The following is a 19,145-nucleotide window of genomic DNA, read 5'->3' as shown; positions in this document are numbered from 1 at the left end:
TATTTTAGGTTAAAATCAGATTAAGCGCCTTGTTCTTCCTTTTGATCTGCAACTGCTTTAGCTGCAAGTGCAAGGTTGCGAACTGGAGCTTGAAGTACGCTAAGCAACATAGAAAGTAAGCCATCGCGTGAAGGAAGTTCAGCAAGAGCTTTCACTTCTTCAACAGAAGATACTTTACCTTCGATAACGCCCGCTTTGATTTCCAGAGCTTCGTGGTTTTTCGCGAACTCGTTAAGAACTTTCGCCGGAGCGACAACATCTTCAGTACTGAATGCGATCGCATTCGGTCCAGTTAAGACATCATTCAAACCATCAAGTTCAGCTTGTTCAACCGCACGGCGAGTCATTGTGTTTTTGTACACTTTGAACTCTACGTTAGCTTCGCGAAGCTGTTTACGGAGTTCAGTTACTTCAGAAACGTTAAGTCCACGGTAGTCAACGATGATCGTTGATTTGCTTTCTTTCAGTTTAGAAGCAATCTCTTCAACAACAACTTTTTTTGTTTCAATTGCGCTGCTCATGGTTACACCTCCTGTAGATTTTGTGTAACACTTATACCGCTAGGTGATCACGACTGTGACGACGATTCCATATAAAAAGCCTCCATGTGGACATGGAGGCTGTATATACAAGCATACGTAACGTAATAGCTGTGATATATATACACCTCGGCAGGATATTAAGCCACAACGGCCCCTGCTGTCTACGGTATAAATGACATATTATATTTTACAACATTTTGAATCATATCAGAATGCTGATCTAAAGTCAAATATTATTTTACGTTGAAAGTAGAAGCGTCTACTTTGACACCAGGGCCCATAGTAGAAGTAACGGCAACGTTTTTCACGTAAACACCTTTAGCCGCAGCCGGTTTTGCTTTCAGGATTGTATCATACATTGTTGTGAAGTTCTCAACAAGTTTTTCATCCTCGAAAGAAACTTTTCCGATTGGAACATGGATGTTACCAGCTTTATCAACGCGGTATTCAACTTTACCAGCTTTGATTTCGCCGATTGCTTTTTCTACTTCGAATGTAACAGTTCCTGTTTTAGGGTTTGGCATAAGACCTTTTGGTCCAAGCACACGGCCGATTTTACCGACTTCACCCATCATGTCAGGAGTCGCAACGATTACATCAAAATCGAACCAGCCTTGCTGGATTTTCGTGATGTAATCAGAATCGCCTACGTAGTCTGCACCGGCAGCTTCAGCTTCTTTTGCTTTTTCGCCTTTAGCGAATACAAGCACACGCTGAGTTTTACCAGTTCCGTTAGGAAGAACGACTGCACCGCGGATTTGCTGATCGTTTTTACGAGGGTCAACCCCTAAACGAAAAGCAACTTCAACTGTAGCGTCGAATTTAGCTGTGTTTGTTTTTTTAGTAAGCGCCACTGCTTCAGCGACGTCGTAAGCTTTTGCACGGTCTACAAGCTTCGCAGCTTCAACGTACTTTTTACCTTTTTTAGCCATTTTAAAATTTCCTCCTTATGTGGTTATAGCGGAATAACCTCCCACGAATAAGGGTTGCGAACTTGTGAAAACTCGCAACCCGACAAGAAACAAATTAATCCTCGATAACGATACCCATACTGCGGGCAGTACCTTCAACCATGCGCATTGCCGCTTCAACGTCTGCTGCGTTTAAGTCAGGCATTTTCGTTTCAGCGATTTCGCGAACCTTATCGCGCTTAACGGTTGCCACTTTATTACGGTTTGGTTCACCAGAACCAGACTCAATTCCAGCTGCTTTTTTAAGCAATACTGCAGCAGGCGGAGTTTTTGTAATAAATGTAAATGAACGGTCTTCGTAAACCGAAATTTCAACAGGAATGATTAAACCAGCTTGGTCAGCTGTACGAGCGTTAAACTCCTTACAGAATCCCATGATATTTACACCGGCTTGACCTAGTGCAGGTCCAACTGGCGGCGCTGGGTTAGCTTTTCCAGCAGGAATTTGCAATTTTACAACTTTTACTACTTTTTTAGCCACGAGACACACCTCCTTAAGTCCGTGATGTGGTAATAGGGTAAACCCTCCCACTCAAGGTTTCATTCTTTATATGAATGACGAAATATCAAGCTAGCTGCCTTGGATTAGTCCAAGACGTACCTTTGCTATATTATCATTAATATATAGCAATTTCAAGTTTTTTCACATTACAATTTGTCGATCTGGGTAAATTCCAGTTCAACAGGCGTTTCACGGCCGAACATGTTAACGAATACTTTCACTTTGCTCTTATCATAATCAATCTCTTCAATTGATCCTGTAAAGTTGGCGAATGGTCCGTCTATGACTTTGACTGTCTCATTCAATTCAAAATCAATGTCTGTTTTCCGCTCGTCCATGCCCATCCGTTTTAAGATGGCTTCCGCTTCGCCGGGTAAAAGCGGAGTCGGTTTTGAGCCTGAACCGGCTGATCCGACGAATCCGGTAACGCCCGGCGTGTTGCGGACCACATACCATGAATCATCAGTCATGACGATTTCAACAAGCACATATCCCGGGAATACTTTCTTTTTGACTACTTTTTTCTTGCCGTTCTTAATATCAGTCTCTTCTTCTTCAGGAACGACCACGCGGAAAATTTTATCCTGCATTCCCATTGATTCCACACGTTTTTCAAGGTTTGCTTTTACTTTGTTTTCATAACCGGAATACGTATGAACAACATACCAATTCTTTTCCATTCTATCAGGACTCTGCAGTCCTTCCCTCCCCGCATTTAAAAATGAAGTGTAAAACAAAAAATAGGCGCAGAGCCTATGAATCCTTTTTTCAACACAATAAAAAACCCGCTGAACGGGTTTTGGCAAACGATATTATGATCTATTATAGCACGTATTGCTGATCATTATTCAACTATTAAACGAATTAATTGAGAAATTCCTGTATCAAGGAGGGCAAAAAAGATAACAAAAAAGATAACCGTTGAAATCACCGTGATCGTATAGCGCGTTAACTCTTTGCCTTTTGGCCAGCTAACCTTTTTCATTTCTTTCCCAACATCTTTAAAGAAACTCATCATGCGCATGTAAAAGACCTCCACAATTTAAAAAGCGAACACTATTTTGTTTCTAAATGAGCTGTATGTGAATTGCAAGTGCTGCAGTACTTCTTAACTTCTAACCGCTCAGCCGCTGATGCAGAGCTTTTCATTGTCGTATAATTACGATTTCCGCATGTTTTGCATGCCAGCGTAATCTTTTTTCTCATATCGTTACACCTTTTCCTAAATAGACATTCATTTATCTTAATAAAATAGCACAGTCAGAAAAATTCTGTCAATATGACACAGAAACCCGCTACATGCTGATTTCTCTTATTTCTAAATACTTCTCAAGCTTGCGCTTTACACGCTGCAAGGCATTATCGATTGATTTTACGTGTCGGTTTAAGTCATCTGAAATTTCTTGGTAACTTCTTCCGTCTAAGTACAAAACAAGCACCTTTCTCTCCAGATCGCTCAGCAGTTCTCCCATTTTCATTTCAATATCATCAAATTCTTCCTGATTAATAATCATTTCTTCAGGATTTAACGTTTTAGCGCCTGAGATGACATCAAGCAGTGTTCTGTCTGATTCTTCATCAAAAATAGGCTTGTCTAAAGAAACATAGGAATTTAAAGGAATGTGTTTCTGACGGGTAGCTGTCTTTATAGCGGTAATAATCTGGCGGGTAATGCATAATTCTGCAAAAGCTTTAAATGAAGTGAGCTTGTCCTCTCTAAAGTCTCGGATAGACTTATATAAGCCTATCATCCCTTCCTGTACAATATCTTCTCTGTCAGCCCCTATTAAAAAATAAGACCTGGCTTTCGCCCGTACAAAATTACGGTACTTCGTAATCAAGTAATCTAACGCATCACTATCCCCAACATGAACCTTTTCAATGACCTGCTCGTCCTCCAACTGGCAAAACTGCACTTTGTTGAATTTTCCCTTGTTGTTCTGTAGATTCACTGCGATCCCCCCGGCGCACGTAGATAGAAATATTATACATTAATGGGCGAAAAAGCGTCAACCTAATCCAGGCCGCCGCGACGCCACTTTTCAAACGTTTTCAAAACCTCTTCGGACAGCTCGATTTTACCCGGGGGTTTTTCGGAAGTGATCTTTGAAACCCGTCTTTGAATCCGGCGTTCTATCGCATCAACTTCCCTCAGCAGCTCCCGGGCGGATTTGCGGAGAGCCCCTTGTCCGAAAATCGCCCACTGCTCCGTATAATCAGAGGTCGCGACATGAATCTGTGTCGCGATATTATTCAGCGCCTGGGCAAGCTTCTCGATCCGCTCATCCGCCGTTTCATTCTCCCGTGTAAAAATCACTTCGACTCTGTGATTCGTGTGTTTTTTCTCTATGCCTTTTACCAGATGTGCGTCAAACACCACAATGACTTTGATTCCCGTGTATGACTGATATTCCGCCATCTTCTGAATCAGCACATCTCTCGCTTCTTCAAAACTGTTCGCTTTTAAATCCTTTAGCTGCGGCCAAGCTCCTATCATGTTGTATCCGTCTACTAATAGGATGTCCATCGGTCTTTATTCCCCTAAAGGATTGCGTTTCCGGTAGACTTCATACATCAGAAGGCCGGCCGCTACTGACGCATTCAGAGACGTGACTTTTCCGGCCATCGGAAGTTTAATGAGAAAATCACATTTCTCTTTCACAAGGCGGCCCATTCCTCTTCCTTCGCTTCCGATAACAAGCGCCAAAGGCATCTTGCCGTCCATAGAGCGGTAGTCTTCCCGGGCGGATGCATCCGTTCCGACAACCCAAATGCCCCGCTCCTTCATTTCATCAAGTGTCCGGGCAAGGTTGGTCACCTTCACGACGGGAATGTGTTCAATGGCACCGGTCGATGCTTTTGCGACCGTCGCAGTCAGACCGACCGCTCTGCGTTTCGGAATAACGATGCCGTGTGCGCCGACGGCATCAGCCGTTCTCATGATAGATCCGAGGTTATGAGGGTCTTCCAGCTCGTCCAATATGAGAAAGAAAGGCTGTTCGTTTCTCTCTTCCGCTCTTTTATATAATTCGTCTAATTGTGCATATTCATATGCCGCCACCTGGGCGACAACTCCCTGATGCTGCCCCTCCACCATCTGATCGAGTTTTTTCCTCGGTACAAATTGGATAGTGATGCCTTGTTTTTTCGCAAGCTCAATAACTTGCTGCGCCTGTCCTTTTACTGTGTTTTCCGCCATCCATAACTTGTACAGCTTGCGATCAGACTTTAACGTCTCAATCACTGCGTTTTTTCCTATGACGTAATCATGTTGCTGACTCATTTGTTTTCCTCCCTGACGTCCCGACTTGTAAAGCCTCAGTAATCAGCTGATCCAGTCTTTCTTCTCTTTTCTCAAGAAAAAGATATCCGAGCAAAGCCTCAAAAGCTGTACTATGGCGGTACGTCTGTACATCTGTGTTTTTAGGTGTCGTCCCTGATTTCGCGTTTCTTCCTCTTCTCAGCACGGCTTCCTCTTCTTCCGTGAAAAAGGATTCGTCCTGAAGGCGGAAAAGAATGTCTGCCTGTGATTTTGCCGATACAATCCGGCTTGCTTTCTTATGAAGGTCATTCGGTTTCGTATGGCCCTGCTTAAGCAGGTGATGCCGGACATATATTTCAAAAATGGCATCACCCATATAAGCGAGCGCAAGACCGTTTAACTGCTTTGAATCTTTGATTTGTTCAAATTGAAGCATCCGCTTACTCTCCCCGCTTCCAGCGAGTTCCCTGAGCCGTATCCTCAAGAATGATATTCATGCTTTTCAGCTGATCGCGAATCTGGTCGGATAAAGCAAAATCGCGATTACGGCGGGCTTCATTTCTCTTCTCAATCAATTCTTCAATTTCTTCATCGACAAGCTCTTCTTCACCGAGCGTAAGTCCGAGAACAGATCCGATTCTGTCAAACATGCTGATAAAGGCTTTAATGACGTGATCCGCCGTATTGTCCTCCTGCATGTAGTAATTGGCGAGCTTCGCTAAATCAAACCATACGGAAATCGCATTCGCCGTATTAAAGTCATCATCCATTGCTTCTTCAAATGCCGTGCGGTGCTCTTCGATTTTAGCGAGCCATTCATCATCATTGTCAGTCAGATTCGTGCTGCTAATCAAACGATGGTTTAAATTACTGTAGGCCGTCTTCAAGCGGTTAAACGCGTTTTTTGTTTTCTCAAGCAGCTCCTCCGAATAGTTGATCGGGTGGCGGTAATGAACGGACAGCATGAAAAATCTCAGCAGCTGCGGGTCATATTGCTTAATGATATCGTGCACCAAAACAAAGTTGCCGAGCGATTTTGACATTTTCTCATTATCTATATTGATATAACCGTTGTGAAGCCAGTATTTTGCGAATGTCTTGCCTGTCAATGCTTCGGATTGTGCGATTTCATTTTCATGGTGCGGGAATGTCAGGTCCTGACCGCCGGCATGAATATCGATCTCGTCACCCAAATACTTTTTCACCATTGCGGAGCATTCAATATGCCAGCCTGGGCGGCCTTTTCCCCAAGGGCTATCCCATGAGATTTCTCCGTCTTTGGCGGCTTTCCAAAGAGCAAAGTCCAGCGCATCCTCTTTCTTCTCACCGACACGGATACGCGCTCCAGATCTGAGTTCATCAATTGATTGCTGAGATAGCTTGCCGTAGCCTTCGAAGGCTCTTGTTTTGAAATAGACGTCGCCTTCTGATTCATAAGCGTAGCCTTTTTTAATCAGCTCGCTGACAAATTCAATAATGGCGTCCATGTTCTCCATAACCCGAGGGTGAAGATCTGCTTTCCGGCATCCGAGGGCGCCCACGTCTTCAAAATACGCTTTAATGAACCGCTCAGAAACGGTCGGAACGTCCTCGCCGAGCTCGTTGGCGGCTTTAATCAGTTTGTCGTCAACATCGGTGAAATTCGATACATATTGAACGTCGTACCCTTTATATTCCAAATAGTTGCGTACGGTGTCATACACAATCGCCGGACGGGCGTTTCCGATATGAATATAGTTGTATACAGTCGGTCCGCACACGTACATTTTTACTTTTCCTTCCTCAAGAGGAACGAATGTTTCCTTTTTCCGTGTCAATGTATTATAAAGTGTAATGGTCATTTTTGGTTGATCCTTTCTTTTTTATCTTCCAGTTCAGCCTGCAGCTCAAAAATCTGCTGCTCCAATGCTCTAAACCGGTCAGCAACCGGATCGGGCAAGTCTTGGTGATTGAGATCGCGTTTGATTTTTCTTCCGTTCTGAATGACGACTTTTCCCGGTATGCCGACAACGGTTGAAAAGTCGGGAACATCACGCAGCACAACGGAGCCGGCCCCTACTTTAGAACCTTGCCCGACTGTTATAGAGCCGAGCACCTTCGCCCCTGTTGCAATTAAAGCATCATCTTTAATGGTCGGATGCCGCTTTCCCTTTTCTTTTCCCGTTCCCCCGAGAGTGACACCTTGGAAAACCGTCACGTTATTGCCGATTTCACACGTTTCCCCTATGACGACCCCCATACCGTGGTCAATGAAAAATCTTCTCCCGATGGTCGCGCCGGGATGGATTTCAATACCGGTAAAGAAACGGGCAATCTGCGATATCAGCCGCGCAAGGAAGAAAAACCTCCGTTTATATAAAGCATGTGCAATCCGATGCGCCCATATAGCATGTAAACCAGAATAAGTTAAAACAACTTCGAAATAGCTTCTTGCTGCCGGATCTTGATCGAACACTGTATCTATGTCTTCTTTTAGCATTTTAAAAAACACATGCTTCCCCCCATTCTCTCCCCGCTCCAGTCTATTTTTCCGCCTATAAAAAAAGCGCCTCTGCATGTAAACATGACAGAGACGCTTTTACCGCGCGGTTCCACTCTGTTTGAAAAACAAAATGCTGTTTTCCCAACTTAAAAGCCGGTAACGGCGGCGGCCGCCTTTAAATACTGATTTCCGCAGAAATGTTCTTCAAAGGTCTTAAGGGCGCACTTCTAAAACATGACGCATGAATCTCTCTCAGCCGATGAAGATTCTTTCTGTAATGGTCATTGTTTTATACTCTTCCCTGTCAACAATCGTATATTTAGATGCTTTTCAGGCGTTTTACGGCTGTTTCTCTTCCGATCAGCTCAATAGCCTGCGGAAGCTCCGGACCGTGTGTCTGGCCGGTAACCGCTACACGAATCGGCATGAACAGCTTTTTGCCTTTATGGCCTGTTTCTTTCTGAACAGCTTTAATTGAGGCTTTGATCTGCTCAGGCGTAAATTCTTCAAGCTCTTCAAGCTTCGCAGCAAATGCGCTGAGCACTTCAGGCACCTGTTCTTCTTCCAGAACGGCTTTTGCCTCTTGATTATACTCGATTTCATCCTTAAAGAACAAATCAGTCAGCTCGACAATTTCAGCGCCGTAGCTCAATTGCTCATGATAAAGAGAGATCAACTTATGCACCCATTCCTGCTCTTCGGCAGAAAGCTCAGTGCCGACTTTTCCTGCTTTTTGCAGGTGAGGAAGAGTCAGCTCAACAACTTGATCAAGATCCAGCGCTTTGACGTATTGGTTGTTGACCCATTTCAGTTTATGCATATCAAACAGAGCCGGTGACTTAGATAAACGATTCACATCAAAAATTTCAATAAATTGCTCTCTTGTGAAGAGCTCTTCTTCACCGACAGGAGACCAGCCGAGAAGTCCGATAAAGTTAAACAGCGCTTCAGGCAGGTAACCCAGCTCTTCATACTGCTCAATAAACTGGATAATTGATTCATCACGCTTACTTAATTTTTTGCGGCTTTCGTTTACGATAAGCGTCATATGACCGAATACAGGAATATCCCAGCCGAACGCCTGAAAAATCATGATCTGTTTCGGTGTATTTGAAATATGGTCTTCACCGCGGAGCACGTGCGTCATTTTCATTAAGTAATCGTCAATTGCGACGGCAAAGTTATACGTCGGTGTTCCGTCTTTTTTGACGATGACAAAGTCGCCGATACCGTCTGATTCAAAAGAAATCTCGCCCTTTACGATATCGTTAAAAGCGATGATTTTCCCTTCCGGCACGCGGAAACGGATGCTCGGCTGTCTGCCTTCGGCTAAAAACTGCTCCTGCTCTTCCTGAGTCAGGTTTCTGTGTTGGCCGGAATAGCGCGGCATTTCCCCGCGGGCGATCTGCTCTTCACGTTCTTTTTCAAGTTCTTCTTCCGTACAGAAACATTTATAAGCAAGCCCTTTTTCAAGAAGCTCTTCATAGTATACTTTGTAAATGTCGTTACGCTCAGACTGGCGGTACGGGCCGTACTCTCCGCCGACATCCACACTTTCATCCCAGTCCATGCCGAGCCATTTCAAATAGTTAAGCTGGCTTTGCTCTCCGCCTTCAATATTTCGCTTTTTGTCCGTGTCCTCAATCCGGATAATAAACTTTCCGCCTTGGCTGCGGGCAAATAAATAGTTAAAAAGCGCCGTTCTGGCGTTACCGATATGCAAATGTCCGGTCGGACTCGGTGCATAGCGAACGCGTACTTCATTTCCCATGTTCAAATACTTCCTTTCATCTCGTCTGTAGCCTCTAGCCGAATATATGTATCTATTCTACCACCAAATAGACCGGGCATCAAAACAATGATCAGGCTTTTTGGATCAGAACGGTCGCCTGAGCGGCAATTCCTTCGGCTCTTCCGGTAAACCCGAGCTTTTCTGTCGTTGTCGCTTTTACATTTACTTGAGAGACGTCTGCCTCAAGACCTTCCGCTATTCGTTTTCTCATAGCATCAATATGCGGAGCCATTTTCGGCTTTTGCGCAATAATCGTGCAGTCTATATTTCCGAGTACATATCCTTTTTCTTTGACAATATTCCAGACATGCTGAAGCAGCTTAAAAGAATCCGCATCCTTGAATTCCGGATCAGTATCCGGGAAATGCCTGCCGATATCTCCTTCACCTACCGCTCCAAGGCACGCGTCTGCGACTGTATGAAGCAATACATCCGCATCAGAATGCCCGAGCAGCCCTTTTTCATAAGGTATTTCAATTCCGCCGATGATGAGAGGACGGCCTTCCGTTAATTGATGCACATCAAATCCTTGTCCGATTCTAAACATTATGATTCCCACTTTCCGCTTTCATGATTGCTTCCGCTGTTATCAGATCATCCGGTGTTGTCAGCTTAATATTGGTATAGCTGCCTTCAACGATACTCACCTGATATCCGTCAAGCCGCTCGACGAGACTGGCGTCATCCGTGCCTAAGAAGCCTTTATTTTCCGCCTCCATATACGCCTTCTTCAATAAAGAAAGACGAAAAGCCTGCGGCGTTTGAACGGCCCACAAGCTTGAACGGTCAAAGGTCTCCGCAACCCGGGAGCCTTCCGCCCGTTTTATCGTATCTTTCACAGGAACAGCCAGGACAGCCGCTCCCGCCTCCTCTGCTGTTTCAACGAGCTTATCGATATGCTGATGCGTGACAAACGGGCGCGCCCCGTCATGAACAAGGACGACGGACTCCTTATCAATCACTTTCAATCCTTCGTATACACTGTGCTGACGCTCCGCCCCGCCGGTGACAAGCTCAACTTCCGTTTGGATCGGAAATTGGGCGAGCAGCTGACGAAAATCTTCCCGTTCACTTTCATTGATCACGAGGATTATTTTTTTACACGGGCCGTGGCTTTCAAAAACCCGCAGTGTGTGTATAATAACAGGCGCACCCTTTAAGCTGATGAACAGCTTATTTTTCCCGGCCTTCATCCGTTTCCCTTGTCCGGCAGCCGGAATGACTACGACATACTCCATCATTAACTCCCTCTTAAAGAGCCTTCTCAAGCAGCTTAGGCTTGGCAAAAATCATTCGCCCCGCTGCTGTCTGCAGTACGCTGGTTACAAGCACATCAATATGTTTCCCTATATAATTGCGGCCTTCTTCCACAACGATCATTGTTCCGTCATCCAAGTAAGCCACACCTTGATTATGCTCTTTCCCGTCCTTAATCACCTGCACATTCATCTCTTCACCCGGAAGCACAACCGGCTTCACGGCGTTCGCAAGGTCATTAATATTCAGTACCGCAACCTTCTGAAGCTCACATACTTTATTTAAATTAAAATCATTCGTCACAACGACGCCGGATGTCAGCTTCGCAAGTTTGACAAGCTTGCTGTCAACCTCCTGAATGTCTTCAAAGTCGCCTTCATAAATTTCAACGGTAATATCAAGTTCCTTTTGAATGCGATTCAAGATATCCAGTCCGCGGCGTCCTCTGTTACGTTTTAAAACATCTGAAGAATCGGCGATATGCTGTAATTCCTCCAGCACAAATTGAGGAATTACAATGACTCCTTCTAAAAAGCCCGTCTGACAAATATCTGCAATTCTCCCATCAATAATAACACTTGTATCCAAGATTTTCAGCCTTTTCTCCTGTTCCTCCTGCTCCTCATCGCCGCTTCCCTTTTTCTTCTGCATTCTTGCAGAAATGGAGAACAGGCTGATCAGTTCATCCTTTTTCTTAAATCCGACCTGAAAGCCGAGATAACCGAGAAAGAAAGCCAGAAAGACCGGGATGATGGTGCTGAATATACGGTACGGAATATTGTCCAGCGGAATCACGTTTACAATGAGATATGCGATGATAAGTCCAAAAACCAATCCGAGACTTCCGAATAACAGATCCGGCACCGGGGCTCTCAGCAAAGAATCTTCAATCCATTTTACCCAATTAATCACATATTCTGTCGTCCATATACTGATGAGAAAAAAGATAATAGCACCAATTGCAGCAGACGTATATGCGTTTGTTATTAAAGGTATGTCCTGTATATTTGACAGTACAAACAATTCAGGTATTAAAAAGATACCGACAACGCAACCCACAATAATGAAGAACGCCTGAACTATTCGTTTTAACATACCCCCACCTCCTTTTAAGTAGCATTTTTCAGCAGACTGTCAAAGCCTACAAATATCAGAATAAACAAAAACTAACAATAATATACCCGGATTCCCACAGGTTTAAGCGATACTTAAAGCTGTCTATCTATATAGTGTTTTTCTTGGAGGCGTTTTAAGCCTTTTTTGATTTTTTGGGCGCGCACCTCGCCGATACCTTCAACATCATCCAGTTCTTCGGCTGTCGCTTCCGTTATGCTTGGCAAAAATCCGAATGCCTCAACCACATTTTCAACAATCGGCATCGGCAGACGCGGAATTTTGTTCAGCAGCCTGTATCCTCTCGGCAGAACATAATCATCGAGATTGGTAGAAGCGGGATATCCAAGCAGCTTAAACAAAATGGAATCATCAAGCAGATCATAGCTGGACATATCCTGAAGCTCTTTTAACAGCACGAACGGATCTTTGATTTTTTCTTTTACATAGTCTTTGATGAAAAGAGCCGCTTCTTCTTCCATATCCGTAATCAGTTCAATCACCTGCAGACAGATTAAGTGGCCTTCCGTTCCGAGTTCTTTAATATACATGTTGATTTCATTTTTTATACGGAGCACCATTTCATACCGGTGCATGACGGACAGCACGTCACTGAATGTCACAAGCTCCTCAAATTCTAAGGCGTTTAAAGCTGTAATCGTTTTGTCTAGAATGGTTTTATACTTCTCAAGCGTTTGAATGGCCTGGTTAGCCTTTGTTAAAATAAAGCCTATGTCCTTTAGTGTGTACTTCATGCTGTCCTGGTATAACGTAATGACATTTCTGCGTTCAGAAATGGCTATGACGAGACAGCCGGTCTGCTTTGCCACCCGTTCCGCTGTACGGTGCCTCATTCCCGTTTCTGAAGAAGAAATGGTCGCCTCCGGCATAAGCTGCGTATTCGCATAAAGAATTTTCTGGCCGGAATCACTTAAAATAATGGCTCCGTCCATTTTGGCCAGCTCGTATAAGTGAGCGGGCGCAAATGATGTATTAATATGAAAACCGCCATCCACGACTTGTTTTACCTTATCGTTGTATCCGACAACAATCAGGCCGCCTGTATTTGCCCGAAGTACATTTTCTATCCCGGCTCTGAGCGGGGTTCCCGGTGCAACGAACTGCAGGATTGCAGACAGGTCAAGCTCTTGTTTCGCCCCTTTTTTCTCTTTTTCCATCTATTATGATCCTCCTAATGAAGTACGAAGCGCTTCTGCAACATTTGCTACTCCGACAACCTCAATCCCTTTTGGTATTGTCCATCCGTCTGAATTTGCCTCAGGTATGACCATACGCTTGAAGCCGAGCTTCGCCGCTTCTTTTACGCGCTGTTCGATTCTTGACACCCTGCGGACTTCTCCTGTCAGACCCACTTCACCGATAAAGCAATCTGCAGGATTTGGCGGTGTATCTCTGAAGCTTGAAGCAATGCTGACGGCTACTGCCAAATCAATCGCTGGTTCATCCAGTTTGACCCCGCCGGCGACTTTTAAATACGCATCTTGATTTTGAAGCAACAGCCCCACCCGCTTCTCAAGCACAGCCATGATTAACGACACCCTGTTGTGGTCAATTCCTGTAGCCATGCGGCGCGGATTTCCGAAGCTGGTCGGTGATATGAGCGCCTGGATTTCAACTAAGATCGGTCTCGTGCCTTCCATTGACGCAACGATACTCGAACCCGAAGCCCCGGCAGAACGCTCTTCTAAGAAAATTTCAGAAGGGTTCAGCACTTCTGTAAGCCCTTCTTCCCGCATTTCAAAGATGCCCATTTCATTTGTTGAGCCGAAACGGTTTTTTACAGCCCGCAAAATACGGAATGTATGGTGCCGCTCTCCTTCAAAGTATAGAACGGTATCGACCATATGCTCAAGCAATCTCGGTCCTGCGATCGATCCTTCTTTTGTAACGTGTCCGACGATAAAAATAGGTATGCCGTTTGTTTTCGCGATTTTCATCAATTCGGCCGTACACTCTCTTACTTGTGATACACTGCCGGGAGCTGAGGTGATATCACTTTGGTAAACGGTCTGAATGGAGTCTACCACAACAAATGCGGGTTTCATCTCTTGTATAGCAGACGAAATATACTCCATATCGGTTTCAGATAAAACATGTAACAATTGGCTGTTGATTCCAAGTCTGTCGGCGCGCAGCTTCGTTTGCTTCACAGATTCTTCCCCAGAAATGTAAAGCACGCTGCCGGCCGTGTCTGCTAATTGTGCGGATACTTGAAGAAGGAGCGTTGATTTACCGATGCCGGGATCGCCGCCGATTAATACTAACGAGCCCTTCACAACTCCGCCGCCAAGCACTCTGTTGAATTCTTCGAGCTTGGTTTGAACGCGGGGTTCTTCTGATGTTTCAATTGATGTAATGGGTGATGGTTTCTGGACGGTTTGAACGGAATGGGAGAAAGCCGCCCGCCGATTCGCCGGCGCTTTTTTTATGGTTTCTTCCACCATTGTATTCCAAGCCCCGCAGCCCGGGCACTTTCCCATCCATTTTGCGGATTCATAACCGCATGAGTGGCAGATGAATTTTGTTTTTGATTTAGCCATATACGCTGTAAGACCTCTTCCTTATCGAATATTTCTCTATATAACAAAGTGAGGCATACACTTGCTTACGTATGCCTCATGTTTGTCACTATATTAGTTCGTTTTAGCAGTCGTTTTTACGACAAATTCGCCGTCCTCTACATCAAGAACGATGTGCTGCCCTTTATCAATATTGCCTCTGAGGAGCTCTTCTGATAAACGGTCCTCCACATGCTTTTGGATCGCTCTTCTTAACGGACGTGCGCCGTATTCCAAATCGACGCCCTCGTCTGCTACTTTTGCTTTTGCAGCTTCTGTCAGCTCTATAGAGAGATCTTGTTCTTTCAGACGTTTTGTTAACTGGTCAGACATAAGCGACACGATGTCTGTAAGATGTTTTTTCTCAAGGGAGTGGAAGACGATAATTTCGTCAATCCGGTTGATAAACTCAGGCCTGAAGGCACGCTTCAGCTCTCCCATCACTTTGTCTTTCATGTCTTTATGGTTTTGTGATTCATCCTGAACATTGAAGCCGACATATTTGTTGCGTTTCAGCTCGCTCGCTCCGACGTTTGACGTCATAATCAGGATCGTGTTGCGGAAATCAACAGTGCGTCCTTTTGAATCAGTCAAGCGTCCGTCTTCAAGCACTTGCAAGAGAATGTTAAACACATCAGGATGCGCTTTTTCAATTTCATCAAGCAGTACGACAGAGTAAGGTTTTCTTCTCACTTTTTCTGTCAGCTGGCCGCCTTCATCATAGCCGACATATCCCGGAGGAGAACCGACAAGGCGTGAAGTCGAATGTTTCTCCATGTATTCGGACATATCCACTCTGATCATCGCTTCCTCATCACCGAAAATGGATTCCGCCAGTGCTCTTGCCAGCTCTGTCTTCCCTACGCCTGTAGGACCTAAGAAGATGAATGAACCAATCGGACGTTTCGGATCCTTCAGACCGGCTCTTGCACGTCTCACAGCCTTTGCAACGGCTACAACGGCTTCATCCTGGCCAATGACACGAGAGTGCAGAATGCTTTCCATATTGAGAAGCTTATCTGTTTCCGTTTGCGCAATTTTAGATACAGGCACCCCGGTCCAGCTGGATACAACCATCGCGATATCCTCTACAGAAACTTCGGAGTTCTCTTGGCCTTGTTTTTCTTTCCACGTTTTTTTCGTATCTTCCACCTGTTCTCTCAGGCGCTGCTCCGTATCACGAAGAGAAGCCGCTTTTTCAAATTCCTGGCTTTGAACGGCAGCGTCTTTTTCCTTGCGAACTTCATCAAGCTTCTGCTCAAGCTCTTTTAAGTTCGGAGGCGTTGTGAAAGAACGGAGACGCACTTTTGAACCGGCTTCGTCAATTAAATCGATCGCTTTATCCGGAAGGAAGCGGTCAGATATATAACGGTCGGACAATTTAACTGCCGCTTCGATCGCTTCATCAGTAATGGATACGCGGTGATGCGCTTCATAGCGGTCACGGAGTCCTTTTAAAATTTGAATGCTTTCATCGACTGACGGCTCATCCACCTGAATCGGCTGGAAACGGCGCTCCAGGGCTGCGTCTTTTTCGATATATTTGCGGTATTCATCAAGCGTTGTCGCACCGATGCACTGAAGCTCTCCGCGCGCCAATGAAGGTTTTAAAATATTCGACGCGTCAATCGCACCTTCTGCTCCTCCCGCTCCGATCAGTGTGTGCAGTTCATCAATGAATAAAATGATATTGCCGGCCTGACGTATTTCATCCATTACCTTTTTCAAGCGGTCTTCAAATTCTCCGCGGTATTTCGTGCCGGCTACAACCGTCCCCATATCTAACGTCATTACGCGTTTATCACGTAAAATTTCCGGCACTTCATTGTTGATGATCTGCTGTGCGAGGCCTTCGGCAATCGCAGTTTTACCTACACCCGGTTCTCCAATAAGAACGGGGTTATTCTTTGTTCTGCGGCTTAATACCTCAATAACACGCTGAATTTCTTTGCTTCGGCCGATAACCGGATCAAGGCTGTCTTCCCTCGCAATCGCGGTTAAATCACGCGCCAGACTGTCAAGCGTCGGAGTGTTTGCGCTGCTATTTGTTCCGGCTCCAGATGTCCCTGTTTCATTGCTTCCGAGAAGCTGAAGAACCTGCTGTCTCGCCTTATTGAGACTGACACCCAGATTATTCAGAACTCTCGCGGCGACTCCCTCACCTTCACGAATCAGCCCGAGAAGTATGTGTTCTGTTCCTACATAAGAATGTCCCAGCTTTCTGGCTTCATCCATTGAGAGTTCTATTACCTTTTTTGCTCGAGGCGTGTAATGAGGGACAGATGTGGTGCTTTCCTGTCCTCGGCCAATCAAACTTTCCACTTCTTTTTGCATTTTATCTGAATTGAGGCCCAGCGCTTCTAAGGCTTTAAATGCTATCCCTTCACCTTCACGGACTAACCCCAATAATATATGTTCAGTTCCGATATTTGTATGGCCTAAGCGCAGTGCTTCTTCCTGTGCCAGTGCCAATACCTTTTGAGCTCGCTCTGTAAATCTTCCAAACATCATATCGAATCATCCTCCTGTCTATTTGCACTCATTTCTAAATGCAGCCTTTCCCTGATAAGAGCCGCTCTTCTCACGTCTCTTTCGTTCGGCCGTAATGCACCGCCCGAATATTGCTGGAGAAAACCCGGCTGTGTCAAAATCATCAGTTCATTAAGTATATTGCTTGATAGCCCTTTAATGATCCCCAGGTCTATCCCCAGCCGAACGTCAGAAAGGCATTTCGCCGTTTCCTTCGATTCAATCATACGGCAGTTGGATAAAACTCCGTAAGATCTGAATACCCGGTCCTCTAATTCAATTTTCGAGGTTTGATAAAGCGCTTCTCGGGCTGAGCGTTCCTGCTCAATCAGCTGGGCAGCCACACTGTTCAAATCATCGACGATGTCCTGTTCTGACTTTCCAAGTGTGATTTGATTTGAAATTTGAAAGATATTTCCTAATGCTTCGCTGCCTTCACCGTAAATTCCTCTAACAACCAGACCTAATTGGTTAATTGCCGGTATAATTCGATTCATTTGCCTAGTTAATACGAGACCCGGCAAATGCATCATGACCGAAGCCCTTAGCCCCGTCCCTACATTTGTAGGACAGCTTGTTAAGTACCCTCTCTTCTCACCAAAGGCGTAATCCACTTTCTCCTCAATCCAGTCATCAACCTGGTTTGCAGCTTTTATCGCATTGAGAAGCTGGAAGCCGGGGAAGAGGCATTGAATTCTGATATGATCTTCTTCATTTAACATAATGCTGACTTCCTCATTTTCAGAAAGCAGACAGCCGCCAAACGGCGATTCCGTTAAATTCGGGCTGATCAGATGTTTCTCCATCAGCACCCGTTTTTCCAGAGGCTGAGCTTCACTCATTCTGATTAAATGAAATTGACCGATATCAGGAAGTTTTTTCCCTGAAAAATGATCTTCGAATTGCTGAATAATGGATGAGGCTTCTTCATTCGTATACCGGGCAGGAAACTTTATATTTTCAAAGTTACGGGCCAACCGTATACGGCTGCTGAGTACAATGTCACTTTCAGGTCCCTCTTGCTTCATCCAATTGCTTAATGCGTCCTGAATAAAATGCTTGAGCGACATTACCCTTGTTCCTCCTCACTGTCTGTGCTTTTTAATTCCTGCTCCAACGATCGGATCTGATCCCTGACCTGCGCTGCTTTTTCAAACTCTTCCTGGTGTATTAAAGATTCTAGCTCCTTTTTTAACATTTCCATTTGCCGCCTTACATGCAGGTTTCCGCCTATACGTTTTGGAATTTTCCCGGCGTGCACCGTATTCCCGCTGTGGACTTTCCGCAAGATCGGCGTAATTTGGCTATAGAACGTATCGTAACACTCCGCACAGCCGAACCGCCCAGTTTTCCTCAGTTGCTGAAACGTCATGCCGCATTTCTTACAAGCTGTGCCTTGCTCTGGGTAGCCGAACATTTGAGAACCCGTGTTTTGAAATGAAGACTCCATATTCAGCAGCCCTGATAATAAATTATGAATCGAGAACCCTTGGTTTCCACTTATACCGTATGAGTCACTGTTTTCTTTTGCGCATTGTTCACATATATGAACTTCTTGCTTTTCTCCATTAACAACTTTCGTAAAGTGAAAAGTGGCCGGTCTCTCATTGCACTCTTGACAAATCAATCTTTTCACCCGCTTACTTTAGTTTTAAAGATGTGAGCATTGCTTTCATCATTCTGGCTCTTAGCTCATCCCGTTCGGGCAAATCAATATATAGAACTGAGCGATCCATTACACTCACCATCATTTTAGCTTCTCTTTCCGAAATAACCCCGTCCTCTAACAGTCTGAGAATAATATCATCAGAGGCTGCCTGAGACAAGTGGGTATGAATTTGCGAAATAATATTATTGATAAGGACGACTTCGTTATTCATTTTAATTTTGATAATACGAATATAACCGCCGCCTCCCCGTTTACTTTCAACAATATATCCTCTTTCGCTTGTGAATCTGGTGTTGATGACATAATTTATTTGAGAAGGAACACACTGAAATTTATCAGCAATTTCACTGCGCTTGATCTCTAAAATTTCTTTGCCATTTTGATCTAATACTTGTTTTAAGTACTGTTCAATGATGTCAGAAATATTATGTCCCACTCAACCCCCTC

General features: G+C 44.7%; 22 protein-coding genes and 2 other annotated features. All 22 genes read right to left on the bottom strand.

What is annotated here, in order from left to right; all coding sequences use genetic code 11:
* Nucleotides 1-20 precede the first annotated feature (20 nt).
* Nucleotides 21-521 (bottom strand): 50S ribosomal protein L10, encoded by a 501-nt coding sequence (gene rplJ / locus BAMF_RS20885; protein WP_013350806.1) that lies wholly within the window; start codon nt 519-521, stop codon nt 21-23.
* Nucleotides 522-584: 63 nt separating this feature from the next.
* Nucleotides 585-727, bottom strand: a sequence feature (ribosomal protein L10 leader region).
* 48 nt (nt 728-775) lie between these two features.
* The gene (rplA, locus tag BAMF_RS20880; RefSeq protein ID WP_013350805.1) at nt 776-1,474 is read right to left on the bottom strand and encodes a 50S ribosomal protein L1; all 699 of its coding nucleotides are present in this window, start codon (nt 1,472-1,474) and stop codon (nt 776-778) included.
* A gap of 94 nt (nt 1,475-1,568) precedes the next feature.
* Nucleotides 1,569-1,994 carry a 50S ribosomal protein L11 gene (rplK, locus tag BAMF_RS20875; RefSeq protein WP_003156430.1) on the bottom strand — a complete coding sequence of 142 codons (426 nt, stop codon included), beginning with the start codon at nt 1,992-1,994 and terminating at the stop codon, nt 1,569-1,571.
* Between the two features lie 167 nt (nt 1,995-2,161).
* Nucleotides 2,162-2,695, bottom strand: coding sequence for a transcription termination/antitermination protein NusG (gene nusG / locus BAMF_RS20870; protein WP_013350804.1), 534 nt, complete (start codon nt 2,693-2,695; stop codon nt 2,162-2,164).
* A 164-nt stretch (nt 2,696-2,859) separates the two neighbouring features.
* Nucleotides 2,860-3,039, bottom strand: coding sequence for a preprotein translocase subunit SecE (gene secE, locus BAMF_RS20865; protein WP_003156422.1), 180 nt, complete (start codon nt 3,037-3,039; stop codon nt 2,860-2,862).
* A gap of 32 nt (nt 3,040-3,071) precedes the next feature.
* Nucleotides 3,072-3,221, bottom strand: coding sequence for a 50S ribosomal protein L33 (rpmG, locus tag BAMF_RS20860; RefSeq protein ID WP_003156421.1), 150 nt, complete (start codon nt 3,219-3,221; stop codon nt 3,072-3,074).
* An 89-nt stretch (nt 3,222-3,310) separates the two neighbouring features.
* Entirely contained in the window at nt 3,311-3,967 is a 657-nt protein-coding gene (gene sigH, locus BAMF_RS20855) for an RNA polymerase sporulation sigma factor SigH (protein WP_014469614.1), read from the bottom strand.
* A gap of 62 nt (nt 3,968-4,029) precedes the next feature.
* Nucleotides 4,030-4,542, bottom strand: a complete 513-nt coding sequence (gene rae1, locus BAMF_RS20850; protein ID WP_013350802.1) for a ribosome-dependent mRNA decay endonuclease Rae1/YacP — start codon at nt 4,540-4,542, stop codon at nt 4,030-4,032.
* Between the two features lie 6 nt (nt 4,543-4,548).
* Nucleotides 4,549-5,298: a 23S rRNA (guanosine(2251)-2'-O)-methyltransferase RlmB gene (gene rlmB, locus BAMF_RS20845; RefSeq protein WP_013350801.1), complete on the bottom strand. Its 750-nt coding sequence runs from the start codon at nt 5,296-5,298 to the stop codon at nt 4,549-4,551.
* Nucleotides 5,282-5,713 carry a Mini-ribonuclease 3 gene (locus tag BAMF_RS20840; protein ID WP_013350800.1) on the bottom strand — a complete coding sequence of 144 codons (432 nt, stop codon included), beginning with the start codon at nt 5,711-5,713 and terminating at the stop codon, nt 5,282-5,284. Before BAMF_RS20840 ends, rlmB begins: the two co-directional genes overlap by 17 nt.
* Nucleotides 5,714-5,717: 4 nt before the next feature.
* Nucleotides 5,718-7,118, bottom strand: coding sequence for a cysteine--tRNA ligase (gene cysS, locus BAMF_RS20835; protein WP_013350799.1), 1,401 nt, complete (start codon nt 7,116-7,118; stop codon nt 5,718-5,720).
* Complete coding sequence (gene cysE, locus BAMF_RS20830; RefSeq protein WP_003156410.1) at nt 7,115-7,768, bottom strand: serine O-acetyltransferase; 654 nt, start codon at nt 7,766-7,768, stop codon at nt 7,115-7,117. Before cysE ends, cysS begins: the two co-directional genes overlap by 4 nt.
* Before the next feature lie 74 nt (nt 7,769-7,842).
* Nucleotides 7,843-8,076: a binding site (T-box leader), on the bottom strand.
* Between the two features lie 2 nt (nt 8,077-8,078).
* Nucleotides 8,079-9,530 carry a glutamate--tRNA ligase gene (gene gltX / locus BAMF_RS20825; RefSeq protein ID WP_013350797.1) on the bottom strand — a complete coding sequence of 484 codons (1,452 nt, stop codon included), beginning with the start codon at nt 9,528-9,530 and terminating at the stop codon, nt 8,079-8,081.
* A 91-nt stretch (nt 9,531-9,621) separates the two neighbouring features.
* Nucleotides 9,622-10,098 (bottom strand): 2-C-methyl-D-erythritol 2,4-cyclodiphosphate synthase, encoded by a 477-nt coding sequence (gene ispF / locus BAMF_RS20820; RefSeq protein ID WP_013350796.1) that lies wholly within the window; start codon nt 10,096-10,098, stop codon nt 9,622-9,624.
* A complete protein-coding gene (gene ispD, locus BAMF_RS20815) occupies nt 10,091-10,789 on the bottom strand; it encodes a 2-C-methyl-D-erythritol 4-phosphate cytidylyltransferase (RefSeq protein WP_013350795.1) in 699 nt (232 codons plus the stop codon). Before ispD ends, ispF begins: the two co-directional genes overlap by 8 nt.
* Before the next feature lie 13 nt (nt 10,790-10,802).
* On the bottom strand, nt 10,803-11,903 hold the full coding sequence (locus BAMF_RS20810; RefSeq protein ID WP_013350794.1) for a PIN/TRAM domain-containing protein: 1,101 nt from the start codon (nt 11,901-11,903) through the stop codon (nt 10,803-10,805).
* Between the two features lie 113 nt (nt 11,904-12,016).
* Nucleotides 12,017-13,099 carry a DNA integrity scanning diadenylate cyclase DisA gene (disA, locus tag BAMF_RS20805; protein ID WP_013350793.1) on the bottom strand — a complete coding sequence of 361 codons (1,083 nt, stop codon included), beginning with the start codon at nt 13,097-13,099 and terminating at the stop codon, nt 12,017-12,019.
* Nucleotides 13,100-13,102: 3 nt separating this feature from the next.
* Nucleotides 13,103-14,482: a DNA repair protein RadA gene (gene radA / locus BAMF_RS20800; RefSeq protein ID WP_013350792.1), complete on the bottom strand. Its 1,380-nt coding sequence runs from the start codon at nt 14,480-14,482 to the stop codon at nt 13,103-13,105.
* Between the two features lie 93 nt (nt 14,483-14,575).
* Nucleotides 14,576-17,011 carry an ATP-dependent protease ATP-binding subunit ClpC gene (clpC, locus tag BAMF_RS20795; protein WP_013350791.1) on the bottom strand — a complete coding sequence of 812 codons (2,436 nt, stop codon included), beginning with the start codon at nt 17,009-17,011 and terminating at the stop codon, nt 14,576-14,578.
* A complete protein-coding gene (locus tag BAMF_RS20790; RefSeq protein WP_013350790.1) occupies nt 17,008-18,099 on the bottom strand; it encodes a protein arginine kinase in 1,092 nt (363 codons plus the stop codon). The genes clpC and BAMF_RS20790 overlap by 4 nt, the downstream gene beginning before the upstream one ends.
* The gene (locus tag BAMF_RS20785) at nt 18,099-18,656 is read right to left on the bottom strand and encodes a UvrB/UvrC motif-containing protein (RefSeq protein WP_013350789.1); all 558 of its coding nucleotides are present in this window, start codon (nt 18,654-18,656) and stop codon (nt 18,099-18,101) included. Before BAMF_RS20785 ends, BAMF_RS20790 begins: the two co-directional genes overlap by 1 nt.
* Nucleotides 18,657-18,669: 13 nt before the next feature.
* Complete coding sequence (gene ctsR, locus BAMF_RS20780; protein WP_003156396.1) at nt 18,670-19,134, bottom strand: transcriptional regulator CtsR; 465 nt, start codon at nt 19,132-19,134, stop codon at nt 18,670-18,672.
* Nucleotides 19,135-19,145 lie beyond the last annotated feature (11 nt).

The sequence above is a fragment of the Bacillus amyloliquefaciens DSM 7 = ATCC 23350 genome, assembly GCF_000196735.1.
Lineage (GTDB): Bacteria > Bacillota > Bacilli > Bacillales > Bacillaceae > Bacillus > Bacillus amyloliquefaciens.
The sequence above is the reverse complement of the archived record's forward strand: the minus strand, read 5'-3'. Positions and strand labels throughout refer to the sequence as shown.

Excerpts from the sequence above, each read along its gene's own strand:
- rplJ (WP_013350806.1), bottom strand. The coding sequence starts at position 521 with ATGAGCAGCGCAATTGAAACAAAAAAAGTTGTTGTTGAAGAGATTGCT.
- rplA (WP_013350805.1), bottom strand. The coding sequence starts at position 1,474 with ATGGCTAAAAAAGGTAAAAAGTACGTTGAAGCTGCGAAGCTTGTAGAC.
- nusG (WP_013350804.1), bottom strand. The coding sequence starts at position 2,695 with ATGGAAAAGAATTGGTATGTTGTTCATACGTATTCCGGTTATGAAAAC.
- secE (WP_003156422.1), bottom strand. The coding sequence starts at position 3,039 with ATGCGCATGATGAGTTTCTTTAAAGATGTTGGGAAAGAAATGAAAAAG.
- rpmG (WP_003156421.1), bottom strand. The coding sequence starts at position 3,221 with ATGAGAAAAAAGATTACGCTGGCATGCAAAACATGCGGAAATCGTAAT.
- rae1 (WP_013350802.1), bottom strand. The coding sequence starts at position 4,542 with ATGGACATCCTATTAGTAGACGGATACAACATGATAGGAGCTTGGCCG.
- rlmB (WP_013350801.1), bottom strand. The coding sequence starts at position 5,298 with ATGAGTCAGCAACATGATTACGTCATAGGAAAAAACGCAGTGATTGAG.
- BAMF_RS20840 (WP_013350800.1), bottom strand. The coding sequence starts at position 5,713 with ATGCTTCAATTTGAACAAATCAAAGATTCAAAGCAGTTAAACGGTCTT.
- cysS (WP_013350799.1), bottom strand. The coding sequence starts at position 7,118 with ATGACCATTACACTTTATAATACATTGACACGGAAAAAGGAAACATTC.
- gltX (WP_013350797.1), bottom strand. The coding sequence starts at position 9,530 with ATGGGAAATGAAGTACGCGTTCGCTATGCACCGAGTCCGACCGGACAT.
- ispF (WP_013350796.1), bottom strand. The coding sequence starts at position 10,098 with ATGTTTAGAATCGGACAAGGATTTGATGTGCATCAATTAACGGAAGGC.
- ispD (WP_013350795.1), bottom strand. The coding sequence starts at position 10,789 with ATGGAGTATGTCGTAGTCATTCCGGCTGCCGGACAAGGGAAACGGATG.
- BAMF_RS20810 (WP_013350794.1), bottom strand. The coding sequence starts at position 11,903 with ATGTTAAAACGAATAGTTCAGGCGTTCTTCATTATTGTGGGTTGCGTT.
- disA (WP_013350793.1), bottom strand. The coding sequence starts at position 13,099 with ATGGAAAAAGAGAAAAAAGGGGCGAAACAAGAGCTTGACCTGTCTGCA.
- radA (WP_013350792.1), bottom strand. The coding sequence starts at position 14,482 with ATGGCTAAATCAAAAACAAAATTCATCTGCCACTCATGCGGTTATGAA.
- clpC (WP_013350791.1), bottom strand. The coding sequence starts at position 17,011 with ATGATGTTTGGAAGATTTACAGAGCGAGCTCAAAAGGTATTGGCACTG.
- BAMF_RS20790 (WP_013350790.1), bottom strand. The coding sequence starts at position 18,099 with ATGTCGCTCAAGCATTTTATTCAGGACGCATTAAGCAATTGGATGAAG.